The sequence below is a fragment of the Nocardioides sp. genome (assembly GCF_035503875.1).
In the GTDB taxonomy this organism is placed as follows: Bacteria; Actinomycetota; Actinomycetes; order Propionibacteriales; family Nocardioidaceae; genus Nocardioides.
Window position 1 is genome coordinate 35,633 of record NZ_DATJTA010000068.1, and the last position, 20,685, is coordinate 56,317.

A 20,685-nucleotide genomic window follows, 5' to 3' on the forward strand; every position below is an offset into this window, starting at 1 on the left:
GCGTGAGCGACGCACCCCGGCAGGTCCACCTCAACCTGTTCATCCTGGCCTCGGGTCACCACGAGGCGGCCTGGCGGCACCCGTCGTCGACGCCGGAGCGGATGTTCGACCCGGACTTCTACACCGACCTGGCCCGGACGGCCGAGGCCGCGGCGTTCGACGCCGTGTTCCTGGCCGACATCCCGAAGCTCGACGACAACATCGAGTACAACTCGGCCGGTCGGCTCGACCCGCTGCTGACCCTGGCGACGATCGCGGCGGCCACCGAGCGGATCGGGCTGATCGGCACGGCGTCGACGACGTACTCCCACCCGTGGCAGCTGGCCCGCTCGCTGGCGAGCCTCGACCACCTGTCCCGCGGGCGGGCGGCGTGGAACATCGTCACGACCGACTCGCCCGCGGCGGCGCGGAACTTCGGGCTCGACGGCAACCCGGACGCCGCGACCCGCTACGAGCGCGCCGAGGAGTACGTCGACGCGGTGCTGAAGCTCTGGGACAGCTGGGAGGACGACGCCATCCGGCTGGACCGCGCCGCGGGTCGCTACCTCGACCCGTCGCGCATCCACCACCCCGGCGTACGCACCTCCCACGTGCAGGTGGCGGGTGCCCTCACGACGCCGCGCCCTCCCCAGGGCTACCCGGTGCTCGTCCAGGCGGGTTCGTCGAACCACGGCCGGGCCTTCGCCGCCCGGTACGCCGAGGCGATCTTCACCGCCCAGCAGCGGATCGAGGACGCCCAGGCGTTCTACGCCGACGTCCGGGGTCGGGCCGCGGCACTCGGCCGCGACCCCGACCACGTGAAGATCCTGCCGGGGCTGAGCCCCGTCATCGGCGGGACGGAGGAGGAGGCGCTGCGCCTGCAGGCCGAGCTCAACGAGCTCACCGTGCCGGCCTTCGGGCTGATGCAGCTCAAGGACTTCGCGTACGTCGACCTCGACCACCTCGACCTCGACGAGCGGGTGCCGGAGGAGGCCTTCGCCGGAGCCGGCGACGTGACCGACAACGCGAAGAGCCGCACCCAGGTGTACGCCGACATCGTCCGCCGCGAGAAGCCGACCCTGCGCGAGCTGCTCCACAAGCTCGCCGGCGCCCGGGGGCACAAGGTGCTCGCCGGGACCCCCGAGCAGGTCGCCGACCACGTGGAGCGCTGGGTCACCCACGGCGCCGCCGACGGCTTCAACGTGATGCCGCCGTCCCTCCCGGCCGGGCTCGACGCCTTCGTCGAGACGGTCGTGCCGCTGCTGCGCGAGCGCGGGCTGTTCCGCGAGGGCTACACCGGCACGACCCTGCGCGACCACCTCGGTCTGCCGCGCCCGGTCAGCCAGTACGCGACCTGACCGGGCGGCAGGAGGAGGCTCAGACCGCCCCGGAGGTGGTGCGCTCCGGGGCCACCGGGCGCTCCGGCTCGGGAGCCGGAGCGTTCTCGGGGATCCGGCGCGGCCACCAGAACCGGTCGCCGAGGATCTGCGCCATGGCGGGCACCAGCAGGGTGCGGACCACCAGGGTGTCGAGCAGGACGCCGATGCAGATCACCGTCCCCAGCTGCGCGAGCACCACCAGCGGGAGGACGCCGAGCGCGGCGAAGACCGCGGCGAGCAGGATGCCGGCGCTGGTGATCACGCCGCCGGTCGCCGCGAGCGCCCGGATCATCCCCTGGCGCGGCCCCGCGATGCCCGTCTCCTCCCACGCCCGGGTGACCAGGAAGATGCTGTAGTCGACCCCCAGCGCCACGAGGAAGAGGAAGGCGAACAGCGCGACGGTGTTGTCGACGGCCGGGAAGTCGAAGATCCCCTGGAAGATCAGCCACGAGGCGCCCATGCTGGCGGCGTACGTGGTGACCACGGCGACGGCGAGGATCAGGCTGGCGACGACGGAGCGCAGCAGCAGGAGGAGCGCGATACTCACCAGGCCGAGGATCAGCGGCATGACGAGCTTCTGGTCGCGCTGGGCGCCCTCGGCCTGGTCGATCGCCTCGGCCTCGTTGCCGATCACGTAGGTGGTCTCGAAGTCGGCGAGCGCGCTGCGCAGGGCCTTCGTCGCCGCCTCGCTCTCGTCGCTGCCGGCCTGCGCGTCGAAGACGACCTCGATGCGGCTGGTCCCCTCGGTGGTGCTCAGCGGGCGGGCCGAGACCACCCGCTCGACCTCTGCAGCGGCACCGGCCACCTGCTCGGGGTCGGCCTGGGTCACGATCGTCGTCGGGTTGGTCAGGCCGGCCGGGAACGAGTCGCTGAGCCGGTCGGCCGCCGAGATCGCCTCGGGCTCGCTGACGAAGAGGTCGGTCTTGTCCAGGCCGGTGTTGATGCCGAGCGCGCCGGTGGCGAGGATGCCGAGGCCGACCACGGTGCTGACGGCGACCGTCTTCGGCCGGCGGCTGACCATCGTGCCGATCCGGCGCCACATCGACGGCGCGTCGACCAGCTGGGTCTCACCGACCTTCGGCTTCATCGGCCAGAAGATCCACCGGTCGAACGAGACCAGGCAGGCCGGGAGTACGACGAGCGCGAAGACGACGGCGACCACGATGCCCGCGGCGCAGGCGAGGCCGAGCCCGCGGGTCGACGGGGTCAGCGAGAGCAGCAGGGTGAGCAGGCCGACGATCACGGTGGTCGCGCTGGCGAGGACCGCCTCGGCCGTGCGCGGCAGGGCGCGGGCCATCGCCTCGCGCCGGTCGGCGTGGGCGCGCAGCTCGTCGCGGTAGCGCGAGATCAGCAGCAGCGCGTAGTTCGTGCCGGCACCGAAGACCAGGACCGAGAGGATCCCCTGCGTCGTACCGTCCCAGCCCAGGCCGGCCCAGTCGAGCAGGTACGTCGAGCCGACCGCCGCGATCCGGTCGGCGATGCCGACCACCAGCAGCGGGATGATCCACAGCACCGGGCTGCGGTAGGTGAGCACGAGCAGGATCGAGACGACCAGCATGGTCACCAGGAGCAGCCGCATGTCGGCGCCCTCGAAGACCTTGGAGATGTCGGCGCTCACGGCGGCGGGGCCGGTCACCTGGATCTCCGTGCCCGCCGGCGTCAGCTCGTCCAGGGCGTCCCGCAGGTCGTAGACGACCTCGTCGGGATCGGTGACGGTCCGATCCGGGATTGGTACGACGGCGACGGCCGCGGTTCCGTCCTCGCTCACGGTGAGCGGGCTCGCGCCGTTCGGGGCGATCGCGCCGAGCTCCACCAGCTCGGGGGCCAGCCGGTCCAGCTCCTGCTGGTCGAGCGCCTCGTCGCTGGTCACGGCGACGATCGCCGTACTCCCCTCCTTCTCCGGGAGGTCCTGGAGGAGCTGGGCGGCCAGCGAGGTCTGGGAGTCGTCGGGCAGGTTGTCCTGGGACTGGGTCTCGCGCTCCACCTCGCCCACCAGGCCGAGGAGGACCCCTCCGAGCAGCAGCGGAACCAGGGCGAAGAGCCACGCGGTCCGCCGCGAGACGATGAGGCGGGTCAGCGCGTGGAGGCGTCCCGGGTCGGGCTGGTCGGCGGCGGGCATGTTCGCTCCTGGGGTCGACAGGCGTAAGGTACGTAACGAGATTAGATATTAAGCAGGTGAGACAAAATTGAGCCAATCTCCAGAGCGCCGGAACCCCCAGCTGCTCAGTCTTGCGGTGGAGAAGGCCTGGCAGGTGCGGAGCAAGGTCGGGCGCCACGCCCAGCTCGGCCAGCACGAGCTCAGCGCGCTCCAGCTCCTCGCCGACCACGTGCTGGGTCCCGCCGAGCTCGCCCGGTTCCTGGGGGTCAGCACCGCCGCCGCGACCGGCATCGTGGACCGACTGGTCGCCCGCGACTTCGTCGAGCGGCACCCCCACGCCGACGACCGCCGGCGCACCGCGATCCATCTCACCGAGCACGGCCGGCTGTCCCTGCGCGAGCACCTGGCGCCGATGTTCACGGCGCTGCGCGGGCTGGAGGAGGGCTTCTCCGACGCCGAGTCCGCGGTCGTCGAGCGCTACCTGCGCCGGGCGATCGAGGCGTTCGAGCAGGTCACCGACCCCCAGTAGTTCGGCCCCACGCCGAGTCGGCAGAACTTGCGCGCCGAGTCGGCAGAAGTTGCGCGCCGAGTCGGCGGGTGGGTAGGGGAGGTGGGGCATCCCGCGGCGCGAGGAACTGTGCTCTCATGCGGAGGTGTCCTTGATGAAGGTCGTCCTGATCGCGGCTCTCGTGGTTCTCCTGCTCGTCATCGCGTGGGTGATCTGGGCGTCGGCCATCTCGCTGGAATGGGGTCAGTAGCCCGTGGTGCTGACCCATCGTCGAGTCGGCAGAAGTTGCGCGTCGAGTCGGCAGAACTTGCGCGTCGAGTCGGCGTGGTCGGCGGCGTCAGGTCGGGCAGGGAGCGTCTCGACGTGCGCCCCCTGCCCGATGCCTGGCGCGACCTCCGGGTCTGACTCCGGGGGCACGCACTCTCTCCGCGACGGGGACGCGGAGCCAGGCATGGGAGAGACGCACCCGGGGACCACGTCTTATGCGGCTTCCTACGCGGCGGTGAGGGCGTCCCTGCCGAAGGGGTGGTGGAAACGGGGAGTCAGGCGGAGGAGACGAGGCCCGCCCGGGCGTCCCTCAGGTCGTCCGTGACGTCGCGACACGGCTCGCAGGAGTGGAGGTGGGAGACGACGTGCTCCGGGAGCGGGGTGGCGGTGCGGGCGAGGAGGACGGCGACGTACTCCGCCCGGCACGCGGCGCAGGACGGGTCGGCGTTCGCCGGCAGGTGGCCGCGGACGTACGCGTCGCGCAGGCCCTGGCGAGCCCGGAAGGCGAGCGCCGCCACCGCGTTCGCGTTGATCCCGAGCAGACGCCCGACCTCGGAGAGCGGACGCTGCTCGACGCTCGTCCACCACAGCACCAGCTGCCAGCGCGACGGCAGGTCGCCGAGGGCGTCCGCGAGGAGCCGGGACTCCTGCTGCACGGCACTGTCGGGACGGGTGCGGTCCTCGGCGCGGCTGGCGGCGGCGTCCTTGTCGACGTCGTCGGTCACCACCACGCGGGCGTTCTTGCGGGCGAGGTCGGTGGCGGCGCTGCGTACCGCGGTGAACAGGTAGGCACGGAACGAGACCTGCGGCCCGCCGCCCCGGGCGATCTGCCTCAGCACCCGAGTGAAGGCCTCCGATACGACGTCGTCGACGTCGTCGATCCGGCACACCCCGCGCGCCACGCTGCGCGCGGCCGCGTGGTGCAGGCGGTAGAGCTCGTCGACCGCGTCCGGGTCGCCGTCGCGCGCGGCGGTGAGGAGGGCCTGGTCGCGTTCCGCCACCCGACGCAGGGGGTCGGGCGAGGCGGTCTCGACCAGCTGTCCCCGACGTCGTTCGGGTGAGCGGAACAGGGACAGCACGGCAGTACGATACCTGCCGTTGACGCCGCGACCGGGGGCCTGGGTACTACGTCAACCAAGTGATCGACGGTCGGCGGAGGGCGGACGCGATGGCGGTCTGGAGACGACGGGCGCCCCGTCGTGACGCTGCCCGCTCGGCGGGAACCGCCCGCTCCGACCTGCGGATCCAGCTCCCGCTGCTGTGGCCGGACGGCCCGGACGGCCGGCTCGACCCCGACGCGCTGCAGGCGCTGTCGCGGGAGTACGCCCGCACGGGGCGAGGCGTCGAGGAACTGCTCGCCGACCTCGACCAGCTCTGCTCGGTGCTGGGGATGAGGACGCCGAGCCGGATGATCGAGGACTCGTCGGTCGCGTGGGCCGACGCCTTCCTGGACACCGTCGGCGGCGTCGGACCGGAGTCCCCGGAGCCGCTGGCGGAGGTCGAGCGGCGCGTGATGCGCGCGGACAGTGACGAGTGGCGGGAGCTGGTGCCCAGCACCCGGCTGCTGACGATCACCTGGGAGCCCACGAAGCCTGACCGATCCGCCCTCGAACGGGTGATGGCGGAGGTCCGCCGTACCTTCCCCGGTGCGGCCGTCGCGGAGCAGTCCGTCGGGCAGGTGGTGGCTGCCGTCGACGGCGACGCCGACCTCGACCGTCGTACGGCGCTGCTGCGGACGCGGTGCGCCGAGCTCGTCCGGTCGTCCGCCCCCACCGTGCAGGTCGAGCCGGGTCCGGTCGACGCGGACCTCGCCAGGCGCCTGTTCCGCAGGGCCGGCTGAGCGCCAGGATGGACCCGGTCCAGGGACTGCTCGCGGACGTCACGGCGATGACCCGCCAGGCCGCGATCGACGGGCTGACCCTGGCCTCGGTCTACGCCGACGTCCGGCTGATCCTGGACCTCGATCCCGAGGACGAGCTGCCGGCCGAGCTGCTGCGGGCCTGCGCCGTCGCGTGGTCGCAGACGCACGCGGACCTCGACCGGCCGGACGACCTCCGGGTGCTCGCCTGGGACGAGCTCGAGGACAGGCTGTGGCTGCTCGCCGGCGCGGACGCCGAGCCGCCCGCCTGGGCCGTCCTCGCCGAGCTGCCCCCTCGCCGCGCCGGGAACGAGGGCCGCCTGCTGCTCCCCGACGACGTGCTCCGCGTGGCCGCGGGCCTGCTGGCGTCGCGGCTCGACCGGCCGATGGAACACGTGGCGCTGCTCGAGGGTCCGGGCGGTACGCCGTACGGGCTGGTCGCGCTCGTGCAGGGCGACCAGCACCGGGCCGAGCAGGCGCGGTCGTGGGTGGTCGGACTCGACACGGGGAGTCGGGGCGCGGTCGTGACCGTCCACCGGCTGGTCGACCACCCGGAGGGACTCCTGGCGGCGGTCCGCGAGGCCGTGGCTACGCTCGCGAGCGGCGACTGAGCTCCGCGGCGGCGGCGTCGACCAGGTCGCCGGCCTCGGCCACGGAGCCGGCGCGGGTCGCGACCAGGAGGCGGTCGGAGATCCCCACCTCGTCGCACCAGGCCGTGAGCGTGGGCTCGTCGAGGCCGCGTACGACGAGACCGATCTCCGAGCGTCCGGACCGTCCGACGGCGATCGCCTCGGGCCGGGACTCCCATGCGTCGGCGACGACCGACGCGGTGTCCGCCAGCTCCGTGGGGTCCGGCGTCGTCATCACCACGGCGACCGCGCTGTCGGTCGCCGCCGCGGAACCCTGGGCCGCCTCGCCCAGCGCCTGCCGGAACGCACGGGTGGACAGCAGGCCGGTCGCGGTGTCGTGGGCCGGGATCCGGCCCATCAGGGTCCGGCGTGCCCAGGGTGCGGGCGCCTCGGTCCCGGAGCGCGTCGAGCGACGCAGCAGGCAGACCCAGCCGTTCGGCGGCGTACCGTCGGAAGGCAGGCGCTGGACGTACCCGCCGAGCCGGACCTGGTCGCTCCCGACCCGCAGGGTCACGCTCAGCGCGTCGACATCGGCCAGGTCGGTGCCGAGCAGGTCGGCGGCCGCCGTGTCCGCCGGCGGCGGCTCGACGCCCCGCAGGTCGTAGAAGAGGCGGGCCGGAGCGTTGAGGTCGACCAGCCGCTGCTGGTCGTCGAAGACCAGGACGAGCGCCCCGAGGTCGTCGATGAGCGTTCCGCTCTCGGACCGGGGGCGGATGCCGTCGCCGACGCGCACGGTGGTGGCCACGACGACGACCAGCGTCACGGTCACGATGACGTCGGTGATGTTGAGGCGGAAGGCCTCCGCGATCAGGGTGACGACCGCGGCGACGAGGATGAGGCGGGCGACGCCCCGCGGCGCCGGCTCCCGGTCGCCGGCACGCCGGGCGACCTGGACGGCGATGGCCAGCAGGAGCGAGAAGCAGTAGACCGTGTTGACGACGAAGAGCGCCGAGCGGACGTCCAGGCCGCCGACCAGCCGGGCGGCCAGGATCATCGCGGGGGCGGCGATCCACATGGCCGTGAGGGCGCGGCTCGGTCGCCACTCGGGCCGCGTGAACCAGCCGGCCCAGAGCAGCAGGGCGCCCGTCGTGAACGCGATCGCGGGGAACCAGGGGATCTGGTGCCAGGGGTGGATGCCCTCGTGCTTCACCGACGTCACGCACAGCGCCCAGACCACGGTGCCGCCCGACGCCCATCCGAGGTACGGCGTCAGCACCCTGAGCCGCGGCGGCAGCATGAGGACGACGACCCAGGTGATCGCGGCGACGATCGCGGCGAGCAGGTGCACCCCCGTCACCACCGACACGCGGGCCATGGTGGCACAGCGGACCCCCATCGCCGAGTCGGCAGTAGTTGCGCGCCGAGTCGGCAGAACTTGCGCACAACCTGTCGGCAACTACTGCCGACCCGACGTGGCTCAGTCGGCGTGGCCGACGACCGCGACCGGCCGGTCGGCGTCGTTGAGGACCTGCCGGTTGACCGAGCCCAGCAGGACCCGGCGGACGAGCCCCTTCCCCTGCCGGCCGACGACGATCAGCTGCGCGTCGCCCGCGTGGCTCAGGATCGTCTCCGCCGGGCGCCCCTCGACGACGACCTCCTCGACGGTGACCGACGACCCGAGCTCGGTGCGTGCCGCCTCGTGTGCGCGGGCGACCGACCCGGCGACCTCCGCCTGGTTGTCGGCCCGGATCCGCTCCGCGAGCTCGTCGCCGTACCGCGACGGGCGCATCGGGACGTCGTACGCCGCGACCGCCCGGACCCAGGTGTCGCGTACGGCGGCCTCGGTGAGCGCGAAGCGCAGGGCGGCGGCGCCGGCCTCGGACTCGTCGACGCCCACGACGATCGGCCCGGACGCCGGCTGCTCGCCGCCGACCACCACGACGGGGCACGTGGACTGGATCGTCAGCCGGTTGCTCACCGAGCCGAGCAACGCGCTCGCGGCGTCGCCCAGCCCACGACGTCCGACCACGACCATGCTCGCGCGCTCCGACGCCTCCGTGAGCAGGGTGCCGGGATGGGCGCGCTCGGAGACGAGGGAGCAGCTGAGGTCGGGATCGACCTCGCGCACCCGCGTCGCGGCGGCGTCGAGGACCTGCCGGGAGAACTCGGCGTACCAGCCGACGGGCTCGGTGTCGGACAGACCGCGGTAGCCGTAGAACTCGAGGTCGGGCAGGTACGAGTACGCGCTGATCAGCTCGAGCGGCTCGCGCCCCAGGCGGGCGCGGGCCGCCGCCCACTCCAGGGCCTGCGCGCTCTGCGGTGAGCCGTCGACGCCGACGACGATGGGACCACTCATCGGATGTCCTTCCGTCGGCTGCGATTGTCGCGGACGGAACGGGCTCGCGACCACCGTGGCTGTCTGGGGCAGGATGACGGCACGAGACCCCGGCCCCGGAGGGATGCCATGAGCGAGGCGCTGCTCGACCTGAGGTCGGCCCCGGCGAGCCACGGCTGACGACGCGCCGCCCCGCTGGACATGCTCGCCATCGCCGTCGGCCTCGTCGTCCTGCTCCTCGGCGCCCACCTGCTGGTCCGCGGCGGCACCGGCCTCGCCGCCTGGCTGGGCATCCGCCCGATGGTCATCGGTCTCACCGTGGTCTCTCTGGGCACCAGCGTGCCCGAGCTCGCGGTCGGGATCGACGCAGCCGTCGGCGGCAGTCCGGGCCTCGCCATCGGCAACATCGTCGGCACGAACCTCGTCAACCTGCTGCTGATCCTCGGCCTCAGCGCGGTCCTGGCCCCGGTGGTGTTCGAGACCCAGACGCTCCGGTTCGACCTCCCCGCCATGACGGTCGCGGCCGTCGTCCTGGTCCTCGCCTCCCTCGACGGACGCCTGACCCGCGCCGACGGCCTGCTGCTCCTCGCGGGTGCCGTGGCGTACACCTGGGCGCTGGTGCTGATCAGCCGCCGGGGCGGGCCGCAGCCCGAGCCCGTCGACGCCCCGGTGGCGCGGCCGGTGCCGGACGCGCTGTCCCTGCTCGGCGGGATCGTGACGATCGTGGTGGGCGCGGAGCTGCTCGTGGACGGGGCCGTCAGGACGGCCGACTCCCTCGGTGCCAGCGAGACGGTCATCGGCCTCACCGTGGTGGCCATCGGTACGTCGGCCCCGGAGCTGGTCACGACGCTGGTCTCCACGTGGCGGGGCGATCGCGCCATCGCGCTCGGCAACCTGCTGGGCTCGAGCATCTACAACATCGCCTTCGTCCTGGGGCTCACGGTCGTGGTCGCGCCGGGCGGGCTGGCGGTCCCTCGCGAGGTGCTGGCCTCGGACCTGCTCCTGATGATGGTCGTCACGCTCGCGGCGATCCCGGTGTTCGCGTCCGGCCGGCGCCTGAGCCGGCTGGAGGGCGGGGCGTTCGTCGCGGTGTACCTCGGCTACCTGGCCTGGCTGCTGGTCACCCGGACCTGACGTACCTCCACCGCCGACTCGGCGTGCAAGTTCTGCCGACTCGGCGTGCAAGTTCTGCCGACTCGGCGTGCAAGTTCTGCCGACTCGGCGTGCAAGTTCTGCCGACTCGGCGTGCAAGTTCTGCCGACTCGGCGTGCAAGTTCTGCCGACTCGGCGGGGGGTGGCAATTGCGCGTCAAGCCCGGTTAAGACGGCGTCAAGATCGGGGATGGGGCGGTTCGCGAGGTGTTGGCTCGCAGCCATGAGCCTTGAAAGCGGACTGCTGACCTGCGCAGTCGTCGGCGTCGTGATCTACCTGCTCGCCGCCCTGATCTACCCGGAGCGTTTCTAGTGTCCGACACCGTCTCCGGCCTGCTGTCGATCGCCGCGATGGTGCTCGTCCTGGCGATCGTCTACCGCCCACTGGGCGACTACATGGCCCGCGTCTACGACAGCGCGAGGCACCTGCGCGTCGAGCGGGGCGTCTACCGCCTGACCGGCGTCAACCCGGACGTCGAGCAGAGCTCGCGGTCGTACGCCGTCAGCGTGGTCGCGTTCTCGGCGGTGGGCGTGGTCGTCCTGATGGCTCTGCAGCTGCTGCAGAGCCACCTGCCGATGAGCCGCGACCTGCCCGACGTGCCGTTCTGGATGTCGTTCAACACCGCGGCGTCGTTCGTCGCGAACACCAACTGGCAGTCGTACGCCGGCGAGTCGACGCTGGGCTTCACGGTCCAGATGGCCGGGCTCGCCGTCCAGAACTTCCTGTCCGCGGCGGTGGGGATGGCGGTCGCGGTCGCCCTGATCCGCGGCTTCGTCCGGGTCCGCGCCGGCACGCTGGGCAACTTCTGGGTCGACCTGACCCGGGGGACGCTGCGCATCCTGCTGCCCATCGCGTTCGTCGGCGCCCTGCTGCTGATCGCGGGCGGCGTCGTGCAGAGCTTCTCCGACACCGACGTCACGACCCTGGCCGGGCACGGGCAGGTGATCACCGGAGGCCCGGTCGCCAGCCAGGAGGTCATCAAGGAGCTGGGGACGAACGGCGGCGGGTTCTTCAACGCCAACTCCGCGCACCCCTTCGAGAACCCCAGTGGCTACACCAACCTGCTGGAGATCCTGCTGATCCTGCTGATCCCCGTCTGCCTGACCCGGACCCTGGGCACGATGCTCGGCAACCGGCGTCAGGGGCTGGCGATCCTCGGGGCGATGGGCGTGCTGTACGCGATCTCTCTCGCCGCCGTCGCCGCCGCCGAGGTCGGAGCCCGCTCCCAGGCCGCTCAGGCCGCGGGCGCGGCGATGGAGGGCAAGGAGACCCGCTTCGGTGAGTGGGCGACGGCGCTGTTCGCCGTCTCGACCACCGGCACCTCCACGGGCGCGGTCAACGCCAGCCACGATTCGCTGACCCCGACCGGCGGCGGAATGGTCCTGCTCAACATGATGTTCGGCGAGGTCACGCCGGGCGGCGTCGGCTCGGGGATCTACGGGATCCTGGTCCTGGCGATCGTCGCGGTCTTCATCGCCGGCCTGATGGTCGGCCGGACCCCGGAGTTCCTGGGCAAGAAGATCGGCGCGCGCCAGATGACGTACGTCGCGCTGTACATGCTCGTCACCCCCGCCCTCGTGCTCGTCGGCACCGGCCTGGCGATCTCGCTCGGCTCGACGCCGGACGCGATGGGCAACCCCGGCGGGCACGGGTTCGCCGAGGTCCTCTACGCCTACACCTCGGGCGCGAACAACAACGGCAGCGCCTTCGGCGGCATCACCGTCACCTCGGACTTCTTCCAGATCACGATCGGCCTGGCCATGCTCCTGGGCCGGCTGCTCCCGATCGTGCTGGTGCTGCTCCTGGCCGGCTCCCTGGCCGAGCAGCCCAAGGTCCCGACGACCGCTGGCACGCTGCCCACCCACAAGCCGCTGTTCGTGTCCCTGCTCGTCGGCGTGGTGATCGTCTTCACCGCCCTGACCTACTTCCCCGCCCTGTCCCTCGGACCTATTGCGGAGGCACTCGCATGAGCACCACCACGTCCCCCGCCCCCACGACGACGACCCCGCTGGTGCACCGACCAGCCGCCGGCATGAGCCTGCGCGTGCTGCTCGCCCAGGGCCTGCAGCAGCTCCCGGAGGCGCTGCGCAAGCTCGACCCCCGCCACCTGTGGCGCTCGCCGGTCATGTTCCTGGTCTGGCTCGGCTCGGTCGGAACCACGGTCGCCGCGATCCTCGATCCCAGCACCTTCGCCGTCGCGCTCGCCGTCTGGCTCTGGCTGACCGTCCTCTTCGGCAACCTCGCCGAGGCTGTCGCCGAGGGCCGCGGCAAGGCGCAGGCCGCCTCGCTGCGGGCCACCCGAAGCGACACCGTGGCCCGGCTGCTGGACCGCTCCGGTCGCGAGAGCGAGGTCCCCAGCACCCGGCTGAAGGTCGGCGACCGGGTCGTCGTCGAGGCGGGTCAGGTGATCCCCGGTGACGGCGACGTCGTCGAGGGCGTGGCCAGCGTGGACGAGTCGGCGATCACCGGCGAGTCCGCCCCGGTGATCCGGGAGGCGGGCGGGGACCGCAGCGCGGTCACGGGCGGCACGACGGTCCTCTCGGACCGCATCGTCGTCCGGATCACCGCCGCGGCGGGGGAGTCCTTCCTGGACCGGATGATCTCGCTGGTCGAGGGCACCTCGCGGCGCAAGACGCCCAACGAGATCGCCCTGTCGATCCTGCTGATCAGCCTCACGCTGGTCTTCGTCGCCTCGGTCGCGACCCTCCCCCCGATGGCCGAGTACGCCGGCGCGCCCCAGGAGCTCGTCGTGCTGATCGCGCTGCTGGTGTGCCTGATCCCCACGACGATCGGCGCGCTGCTCTCAGCGATCGGCATCGCCGGCATGGACCGGCTGGTCCGGGTCAACGTGCTGGCGATGTCGGGGCGCGCGGTCGAGGCCGCGGGCGACGTGTCGACGCTGCTCCTCGACAAGACCGGCACCATCACCTACGGCAACCGGCAGGCCGGCGCGTTCGTGGCGGCGCCCGGCACCGACGCTGACGACCTCCGCGACGCCGCGCGGCTTTCCAGCCTGGCCGACCAGACCCCCGAGGGCCGCTCGATCGTCGAGCTGGCGCTGCGCCAGGGCGCCGACGACCGTGACCTGCCCGTCGGGGCGACGTTCGTGGAGTTCACCGCGCAGACCCGGATGTCGGGGGTCGACCTCGCCGACGGCACCCGGATCCGCAAGGGCGCCGGCTCCTCCGTGGCCGGCTGGCTCGGGACGGAGCCCGACCCCGCGGTGACCGACACCGTCGACGACATCGCCCGCCAGGGCGGCACCCCGCTCGTCATCGCCCGCACGGACGCCGACGGCCGGGGGAGCGTGCTCGGCGTGGTCCACCTCAAGGACGTCGTGAAGGAGGGGATGACCGAGCGCTTCGCCGAGCTCCGCTCCATGGGCATCCGCACGGTGATGATCACCGGGGACAACGCCCTGACGGCCCGGGCGATCGCCGAGGAGGCGGGTGTCGACGACTTCCTCGCCGAGGCCACCCCCGAGGACAAGATGGCCTACATCCGCCGGGAGCAGGCCGGTGGCCGGCTCGTCGCGATGACCGGCGACGGCACCAACGACGCCCCCGCGCTCGCGGCCGCCGACGTCGGCGTCGCGATGAACAGCGGTACGGCGGCCGCCAAGGAGGCCGGCAACATGGTCGACCTCGACTCCGACCCGACGAAGCTCATCGACATCGTCGAGATCGGCAAGCAGCTGCTGATCACCCGGGGCGCCCTGACGACGTTCTCCATCGCCAACGACATCGCGAAGTACTTCGCGATCATCCCGGCGATGTTCGTGGCGGCGTACCCCTCGCTCGACGCGCTCAACGTCATGGGCCTGGCGACCCCGCAGTCCGCGATCCTCTCGGCGGTCATCTTCAACGCCCTCGTCATCGTGGCGCTGATCCCGCTCGCCCTGCGCGGCGTCCGGTTCCGCGCCGCGGCCGCCGGCGACGTCCTGCGCCGCAACCTGCTCGTCTTCGGCCTCGGCGGCGTGCTCGTCCCCTTCGCCGGGATCAAGCTCATCGACCTGCTCGTCTCCACCATCCCCGGGATCGGCTGACCACCATGCTCAACGACATCGCCCGACAGTCCCTCGCCGGACTGCGCATCCTGCTGACCTTCACCGTCATCCTCGGCATCGCCTACCCCGTCGCGGTCTGGGCGGCCGGGCAGGCGTTCGGAGACCGTGCCGACGGCCAGCCCGTCACCGTGGACGGCCAGGTCGTCGGCTCCCGGCTGCTCGGCCAGCACTTCGAGGGCGCGGAGTGGTTCCACTCGCGCCCTTCCGCCAACGACTACGACACCCTGGCCTCCGCCCCCAGCAACCTCGGCCCCTCGAACCCCGACCTGCTCGCGGTCATCGAGGAGCGCCGCGTCGAGGTCGCGCGCACGGAGGGGGTGGCCGAGGACGCCGTACCGCCGGACGCGCTCACCGCGTCCGGATCGGGCCTGGACCCCCACATCTCACCCGAGTACGCCGCCCTCCAGGCGCCGCGCGTCGCGGAGGCCAACGGCCTCGACCGGGGCCTCGTGGAGGACCTGATCGAGGAGCACACCGACGGTCGCTCCCTCGGGTTCCTCGGCGAGCCGGGGGTCAACGTGCTCACCCTGAACCTCGCCGTCCGGGAGGCGGGCGAGCGATGAGGGGAATGGGATAGAGACTGTGCCCATGGAGCGAGGAGTCCTGCGCGTCTACCTGGGCGCCGCCCCCGGGGTGGGGAAGACCTTCGCCATGCTCCAGGAGGGCCATCGCCGTGCCGAGCGGGGGACCGACGTCGTCGTCGGGTACGTCGAGACGCACGGGCGCGCGCGGACCGCCGAGGCGCTCGAAGGCCTCGAGGTGATCGGGCGCCGCACGCTCGAGCACCGCGGCACCCGGCACGAGGAGATGGACCTCGACGCGATCCTGACCCGCGCGCCGGCCGTGGTCCTGGTGGACGAGCTGGCCCACACCAACGTGCCGGGCAGCCGGTACGAGAAGCGCTGGCAGGACGTCCAGGCCCTGCGCGCCGCCGGCATCGAGGTCATCACGACCGTCAACATCCAGCACCTGGACTCGCTCAACGACGTCACCGAGGCCATCACCGGTGTCCGGCAGCGGGAGACCGTCCCCGACGACGTCGTCCGGTCGGCCGACCAGATCGAGCTCGTGGACATGAGCCCGCAGGCGCTGCGCCGGCGGATGGCGCACGGGAACGTCTACACCGCGGACAAGGTCGACGCGGCCCTCGGTCAGTACTTCCGCGAGGGCAACCTCACCGCCCTGCGCGAGCTGGCCCTGCTGTGGCTGGCCGACCGGGTCGACGAGGGCCTGGAGCGCTACCGCGACCAGCACGACATCGACTCCACCTGGGCGACCCGGGAACGCATCGTCGTCCCGGTCAGCGGCGGCCCCGAGTCCACGACGCTGATGCGGCGGGCCGCCCGGATCGCCTCGCGTGCCTCGGCGGGGGAGTGGCGGGCGCTGTACGTCGCCCGGACCGACGGGCTCACGGGCGTCTCGCCGGCCGTGCTCGCCAAGCTGCAGGAGAAGACCGAGCAGCTCGGCGGCACGTTCCACACCGTCGTCAGCGACGACGCGGCCGAGGGCATCCTGGACTTCGCCCGCGCAGAGAACGCCACCCAGGTCGTCGTCGGCGCCAGCCGGCGGGGCCGGGTCTCCGCGCTGCTCCGGCCGGGGATCGGCGAGCGGGTCGTCGCCGGCTCGGGTGACATCGACGTCCACATCGTCACCCACGACTACGCCCGCGGCACCAGGCGCGCCCCCGAGACGGCCCCCATCCTCGGCCGCCGGCGGCGGGTGCTCGGGTACCTCTTCGGCCTGCTCGGGCCGTCACTGGTGAGCCTGCTGCTGTGGGCGACCCACGACTGGCACGGCCTGACCACCGAGTCGATGGTGCTGATGGCGGTGGTCGTGGCGACGGCGCTGATCGGCGGGCTGCTGCCCGCCGTCCTCGCGGCGCTGGTCAGCGGGATCCTGCTCAACCTGCTCTTCGTCTCGCCGCGGTACGTGCTGACCATCGCCGAGCCCGAGAACGCCTTCGCGCTGCTGCTGTTCGTCCTGGTGGGGGTCGCCGTCGCCACCGTCGTCGACAACGCCGCCCGCCGGACCACGCAGGCGGTCAAGGCGCGCGCCGAGGCCGATGCGCTCACCGTCCTCGCCCACAGCCTGCTCAACGCCACGGACGACCCGGCCGGTCTGCTCTCGTCGGCGTGCGCGCTGTTCAACGCCCGCGGCGCGGCGATCCTGCGCCGCGACCCGGTCAGCGTGGTGGCGGGCTGGGGCATCGCGCCGACGTCGGTGGAGGAGGCCGACATGGTCGTCGACGTCGACGACGACACGGTCCTCGTGCTGGCCGGCGACAAGCTGCCCGCCTCGCAGCGCGGCCTCCTCCAGGCGTACGCCGCGTACGCCCGGGTCATGGACGAGCGCCGGGCCGCGACCGAGGCCGAGAACGAGCGCCTCCGCCTCGCCGAGATCGACCGGACCCGGACGGCGCTCCTCGCCGCGGTGTCGCACGACCTGCGCTCGCCGCTCTCGGCGGTCAAGGTGGCCGCCGACAGCCTCTCGGCGGACGACGTGACCTGGTCGGAGGCCGACCGGGCGGAGTTCGTCGACATCATCCGCGAGTCCACCGACCGGCTGATCGCGCTGGTCACCAACCTGCTCGACATGAGCCGCATCCACACCGGCTCGATCAGCGCGGCCGACGCGGAGGTCTCGCTGGCGCGCGCGGTGGACCTCAGCATCGAACCGCTCCCCGGGGGCGAGAGGATCCGGGTGCGGGTCGACGAGAACCTGATGGTGCTGGCCGACCCCGGCCTGCTCGACCGGGTGCTGGCCAACATCTGCGAGAACGCGCTGAAGTACACCCCCGAGGACGCCGCCATCACCATCGACGCCGCACCGGTCGGCCACGACCGGGTCGCGCTCCGGATCGCCGACACCGGCCCCGGCGTGCAGAACCGCGACCACGAGCGGCTCTTCGCGCCCTTCCAGCGGCTGGGCGACGTACCCGGCCGGGACGGGGTCGGGCTCGGGCTCGCCGTCGCCCGCGGCCTCACCGAGGCGATCGGCGGCACGATCAGCACCGAGGACACCCCCGGTGGGGGTCTCACCTTCGTCATCGAGCTGCGCCGAGCACCCGAGGAGGACCCGGCATGACCTTCGTCCTGATCGTGGACGACGATCCCGCGATCCGCCGTACCCTCACGGTCAACCTGCGGGCGCGCGGGTACGACGTCGAGTCGGCCGGCGACGGGCGCTCGGCCCTGCAGATCGTCGACGAGCGGATGCCGGACGCGATCCTGCTCGACCTCGGCCTGCCGGACATGGACGGCGTCGCGGTCCTCACCAGGCTGCGGACCTTCACCGCCGTACCCGTGATCGTCGTGTCGGCCCGCACCGAGTCCGACGACAAGGTCGAGGCGCTCGACCTGGGCGCCGACGACTACGTCAACAAGCCGTTCTCGCTGGAGGAGCTCCTCGCCCGGGTCCGAGTGGTCACCCGCCGTACGGCGACCGACGCCGAACCGGTGTCCGTCGAGATCGACGGCCTCGTGCTCGACCTCACCGACTCGCGCGCCACGCGGGACGGCGAGGACGTCCACCTCACCCCGACCGAGTGGCGGATCGTGGACCACCTGGTCCGCCGTCGCGGTCGGCTGGTGCGCCAGGCCGAGCTGCTCCGCGCGGTGTGGGGACCCAGCTACGAGCGGCAGAGCAACTACCTGCGGGTCCATCTCTCGGCCATCCGCCAGAAGCTCGAGGCCGACCCGGGTCACCCGGTCCTCTTCGTCACCGAGCCGGGCATGGGCTACCGGTTCGCGCCCACCCGCGGCCGGTAGTCCTCAGCCGAGCAGACCGAGCTGGTAGCCGCGGCGTACGGCGTCGTGGCGGTCGCCGACGCCGAGCTTGCGGTACAGCGAGGAGGCCTGGGTCTTCACGGTGTTGCGGGAGACGAACAGCTCCCGCGCGGCCTGGTCGAGGGAGAGGCCGCGGGCGAGGGCGCCGAGCACCGTCGCCTCGCGCGGGGTGAGGTCGGGCAGGTCGTGCACCTCCGTGTGGGAGGTGCGGACCCCGGCCTCGTCCAGCATCGCGACGATCTCGCCGAGACCGGGTACGGCGGGGCGGTGCGCGTCCAGGACCCGGCGCGGCACGCGGGAGAAGGGCAGCAGGAGCCGCTCGCGCTGGGCGACCCGGACGGCGTCGGCGAGCAGCGTGCGGGCCGGCGCGGGGTCGGGCTCGTCGTCGGAGCTCCACGCGGCGAGCACCAGGGCCTCGACCCGGATGGCGGCGAAGGGATGGCCGCTCGACAGGGCGGGTTGCAGGAGGAGCAGGGCCTCCTCGGCCCGGCCCGTGGAGAGCGCCAGCCGGGCGCGGGTGAGCGCCACGAAGGGGGAGCCGGCGTCCAGCTCGGACAGGACCCGGGTCGCCAGGGCGGTACGGCCCAGCGAGAGCCAGATCTCGGCCTCGGCGGCTCCGAGCAGCCCGGTCAGCCAGCCGCGGAGCGGCTGCGTCGCGAGACGCTCGCGCGCGTCGGCGAGCCGCGCGCCGGTCCGGGAGCGCCCGCCCCAGGCCAGGGCGTGCTGGGCCTCGACCCACAGCGTGAACGGCCACAGCTCGTGGTCGAGCGGGATCTCCTGGCTCAGGCCGCGCAGCTCGGCGTCGTCGGCGTCGAGCGCCTGGACCCGGTCGGCGGCCACGGCGATCCGGGCGGCGACGTCGACGGCGGAGGGCGCGCCGGTGTCGGGTCCGCGACCCGCCCGCCACCGCTCCTGCCAGTGCGCGGTGGCCTCGCGGTCGCCCTGGAGTACGGCGCAGAGGGCCAGCCGTCCCGCGGCGTCGGCCGCGATCGCGTCCCGGCCGTCGGCCCCGTCGACCGCCACGCGCAGATCGGTGATCGCGGCGGTCGTCTCCCCGCTGAGCAGCCAGACCGTCCCGGTCTGCCAGCCCGCGCGGCGCAGCACGGTGGTGGCGGGTCCCGTCCCGGCCGTGCGGAGCACCCCGGCGAGGGCGTCGGCGCGACGAGCGAGCGGCACCGCCGCGGCCAGGTCGCCGCGGCCGACCTCGCGGCGGACGAGGAGGGCGAGCAGGTCCAGGGTCCGGGCGACGCTCTCGTGGTCACGGGCGGGATCGTCGTCGGACGTGTCCTCGACGGCCGGCAGCAGGTCCGCCGTCCAGGCCCGGAGAGCGGGGGACTCCGGGTCGGCCTCGTCGGGCGCGACGAGCTGGCGACCGATCTCGACGCGGGGGTGGTCGCGCACCTCGCTCGCGGGGATCCGCCCCAGGTCGCGGCGCAGCCCGGCGGGGTCCTCGGCGAGCAGCTCCCACAGGTGCTCGTCGACGATGTCCACCGCCAGCGGCCAGACGCGGCCCGCGACCGCCTGTCGGAGTGCCCGGCCGGGCTCGCCCGCGTCCAGCCAGTGCCGCGCGACGGTGGTGTGCAGGGGTGCCGGCGACCCGAGCTCGTCGGCGTCGTAGCAGCTGCGGAAGTAGTCCCGCATCACCGGGGGCAGCCGTACCAGCGGCTCCCCGGTGCTGATCAGCGGATCCAGGGTCCCGATGATCTCCAGGGGGATCCGGGCGTCGTCGTCCAGCGGTCCGGTGGCGGCGAGGACGGCGCCGTACGTCGGCTCCTCGACCAGCGCGGCGCGTCGTACGGCGGCCCAGGCGGCGGGCGGCAGCGTGGGCACCAGGTTGACGGCGAGGAACCAGGCGACGTGCCGCGGCGACCACCGGGTGACGGTGCGGCCGTCGCTGTCGGGGAGTGATTCGAGGCCGGTCCGGAGTAGGGCGGCCCAGCCGCCGGTCGCGGCGCGCACGTCCTCGGCGCCGGCCTCGTCCAGGTCGAGGTCGTGGAGGAGGGCGAGCCGCCGCACCTCGTCGGCGGTGAACTGGAAGTCCGCGGTGCCGATGATCCGGGTCTCGGCCTCCAGCAGGGCCTTGGCGACGGGGTCGAGCCGGCGGCGCAGGCAGGCCACGAGGTGGACGTCGTGGCAGTCGCGGACCACCTCGACCAGCCCGTCCCCGATCGCGCCGAGGATCGGCTCGGCGTTGTTCACGACCAGCGCGAGCCGCCGGTCCAGCCCCTGCAGGCGCCGCCGCAGCAGCCGCAGCGTGACCGCCGGGTCGGCGTCCGGCTCGAGGCCGGCGTGCCGGGCCAGGGCGGTCACGACGTCCGCCGGCTCGTCCACCTCGCCGTCCACCCAGATGACGTCGTGTCCCTCGTCGACCGCGTGCGTCGCCCACCGGGTCGCCAGCACCGCCTTGCCGGCCCCCGACGGGGCGAGCAGGACCGTGATCGGCGACCACCGGTCGAGCAGCGCCATCAGCTGCGGGCGCGCCAGGAAGTCCGGGTTGACCCGGGGCAGGTGAGTCATCGGGACTCATCATGACCCGCCGTGGCGTGAGTATCCCCCGAACGGGTGGGACGGGGGCGGGTTGTCCGGCGGCTGCAATTGCGGCCGTAGGGCGGGGTGGCGGGGGCTGGGGATGTCGTACGGCCGCAATTGCAGCGGTGGTGCAGGCCGGCCGGGAGCGGGCGCCGTACGG

Annotated in this window: 16 protein-coding genes; 11 read left to right on the forward strand and 5 right to left on the reverse strand. The window is 73.1% G+C overall.

Going from position 1 to position 20,685, the window contains the following annotated elements; translation table 11 throughout:
* The first annotated feature begins 2 nt into the window (after window positions 1–2).
* Window positions 3–1,337 (forward strand): LLM class flavin-dependent oxidoreductase, encoded by a 1,335-nt coding sequence (locus VMF51_RS16270; RefSeq protein WP_325475503.1) that lies wholly within the window; start codon window positions 3–5, stop codon window positions 1,335–1,337.
* A gap of 19 nt (window positions 1,338–1,356) precedes the next feature.
* Here the strand turns inward: VMF51_RS16270 and VMF51_RS16275 are convergent, their stop codons facing one another.
* Window positions 1,357–3,477, reverse strand: coding sequence for an MMPL family transporter (locus VMF51_RS16275; protein WP_325475504.1), 2,121 nt, complete (start codon window positions 3,475–3,477; stop codon window positions 1,357–1,359).
* Between the two features lie 67 nt (window positions 3,478–3,544).
* Here VMF51_RS16275 and VMF51_RS16280 point away from each other — a divergent pair, with 67 nt between their 5' ends.
* Window positions 3,545–3,985 carry a MarR family winged helix-turn-helix transcriptional regulator gene (locus tag VMF51_RS16280; RefSeq protein WP_325475505.1) on the forward strand — a complete coding sequence of 147 codons (441 nt, stop codon included), beginning with the start codon at window positions 3,545–3,547 and terminating at the stop codon, window positions 3,983–3,985.
* A 521-nt stretch (window positions 3,986–4,506) separates the two neighbouring features.
* Here the strand turns inward: VMF51_RS16280 and VMF51_RS16285 are convergent.
* Entirely contained in the window at window positions 4,507–5,310 is an 804-nt protein-coding gene (locus VMF51_RS16285; RefSeq protein WP_325475506.1) for a sigma-70 family RNA polymerase sigma factor, read from the reverse strand.
* Between the two features lie 89 nt (window positions 5,311–5,399).
* Between VMF51_RS16285 and VMF51_RS16290 the strand changes: the two genes are divergently transcribed.
* On the forward strand, window positions 5,400–6,071 hold the full coding sequence (locus VMF51_RS16290) for a hypothetical protein (RefSeq protein ID WP_325475507.1): 672 nt from the start codon (window positions 5,400–5,402) through the stop codon (window positions 6,069–6,071).
* A gap of 8 nt (window positions 6,072–6,079) precedes the next feature.
* Window positions 6,080–6,700, forward strand: coding sequence for a hypothetical protein (locus tag VMF51_RS16295; protein WP_325475508.1), 621 nt, complete (start codon window positions 6,080–6,082; stop codon window positions 6,698–6,700).
* On the opposite strand, the gene VMF51_RS16300 is transcribed toward VMF51_RS16295, so the two are convergent.
* Both VMF51_RS16300 and VMF51_RS16305 read right to left on the reverse strand, forming a co-directional pair.
* Window positions 6,678–8,024, reverse strand: a complete 1,347-nt coding sequence (locus VMF51_RS16300; RefSeq protein WP_325475509.1) for a hypothetical protein — start codon at window positions 8,022–8,024, stop codon at window positions 6,678–6,680. The two genes, VMF51_RS16295 and VMF51_RS16300, sit on opposite strands and share 23 nt — an antisense overlap.
* 111 nt (window positions 8,025–8,135) lie before the next feature.
* Window positions 8,136–9,014 (reverse strand): universal stress protein, encoded by an 879-nt coding sequence (locus VMF51_RS16305; protein ID WP_325475510.1) that lies wholly within the window; start codon window positions 9,012–9,014, stop codon window positions 8,136–8,138.
* 180 nt (window positions 9,015–9,194) lie between these two features.
* On the opposite strand from VMF51_RS16305, the gene VMF51_RS16310 reads away from it, so the two are divergent.
* The 7 genes from VMF51_RS16310 to VMF51_RS16340 all read left to right on the forward strand — a co-directional run bounded on the left by VMF51_RS16310 (window position 9,195) and on the right by VMF51_RS16340 (window position 17,978).
* Entirely contained in the window at window positions 9,195–10,127 is a 933-nt protein-coding gene (locus VMF51_RS16310; RefSeq protein ID WP_325475511.1) for a calcium/sodium antiporter, read from the forward strand.
* Between the two features lie 240 nt (window positions 10,128–10,367).
* Window positions 10,368–10,457 (forward strand): potassium-transporting ATPase subunit F, encoded by a 90-nt coding sequence (locus tag VMF51_RS16315; protein ID WP_325475512.1) that lies wholly within the window; start codon window positions 10,368–10,370, stop codon window positions 10,455–10,457.
* Window positions 10,457–12,115 carry a potassium-transporting ATPase subunit KdpA gene (gene kdpA, locus VMF51_RS16320; protein WP_414689478.1) on the forward strand — a complete coding sequence of 553 codons (1,659 nt, stop codon included), beginning with the start codon at window positions 10,457–10,459 and terminating at the stop codon, window positions 12,113–12,115. The genes VMF51_RS16315 and kdpA overlap by 1 nt, the downstream gene beginning before the upstream one ends.
* 62 nt (window positions 12,116–12,177) lie before the next feature.
* Entirely contained in the window at window positions 12,178–14,190 is a 2,013-nt protein-coding gene (gene kdpB / locus VMF51_RS16325; protein ID WP_325475527.1) for a potassium-transporting ATPase subunit KdpB, read from the forward strand.
* A 5-nt stretch (window positions 14,191–14,195) separates the two neighbouring features.
* Window positions 14,196–14,774: a potassium-transporting ATPase subunit KdpC gene (gene kdpC / locus VMF51_RS16330; protein WP_325475513.1), complete on the forward strand. Its 579-nt coding sequence runs from the start codon at window positions 14,196–14,198 to the stop codon at window positions 14,772–14,774.
* A 25-nt stretch (window positions 14,775–14,799) separates the two neighbouring features.
* Window positions 14,800–17,295, forward strand: a complete 2,496-nt coding sequence (locus VMF51_RS16335) for an ATP-binding protein (protein WP_325475514.1) — start codon at window positions 14,800–14,802, stop codon at window positions 17,293–17,295.
* Entirely contained in the window at window positions 17,292–17,978 is a 687-nt protein-coding gene (locus tag VMF51_RS16340) for a response regulator (RefSeq protein WP_325475515.1), read from the forward strand. Before VMF51_RS16335 ends, VMF51_RS16340 begins: the two co-directional genes overlap by 4 nt.
* 3 nt (window positions 17,979–17,981) lie before the next feature.
* Here VMF51_RS16340 and VMF51_RS16345 read toward each other — a convergent pair whose 3' ends face one another.
* Window positions 17,982–20,513 (reverse strand): LuxR C-terminal-related transcriptional regulator, encoded by a 2,532-nt coding sequence (locus VMF51_RS16345; RefSeq protein WP_325475516.1) that lies wholly within the window; start codon window positions 20,511–20,513, stop codon window positions 17,982–17,984.
* Window positions 20,514–20,685 lie beyond the last annotated feature (172 nt).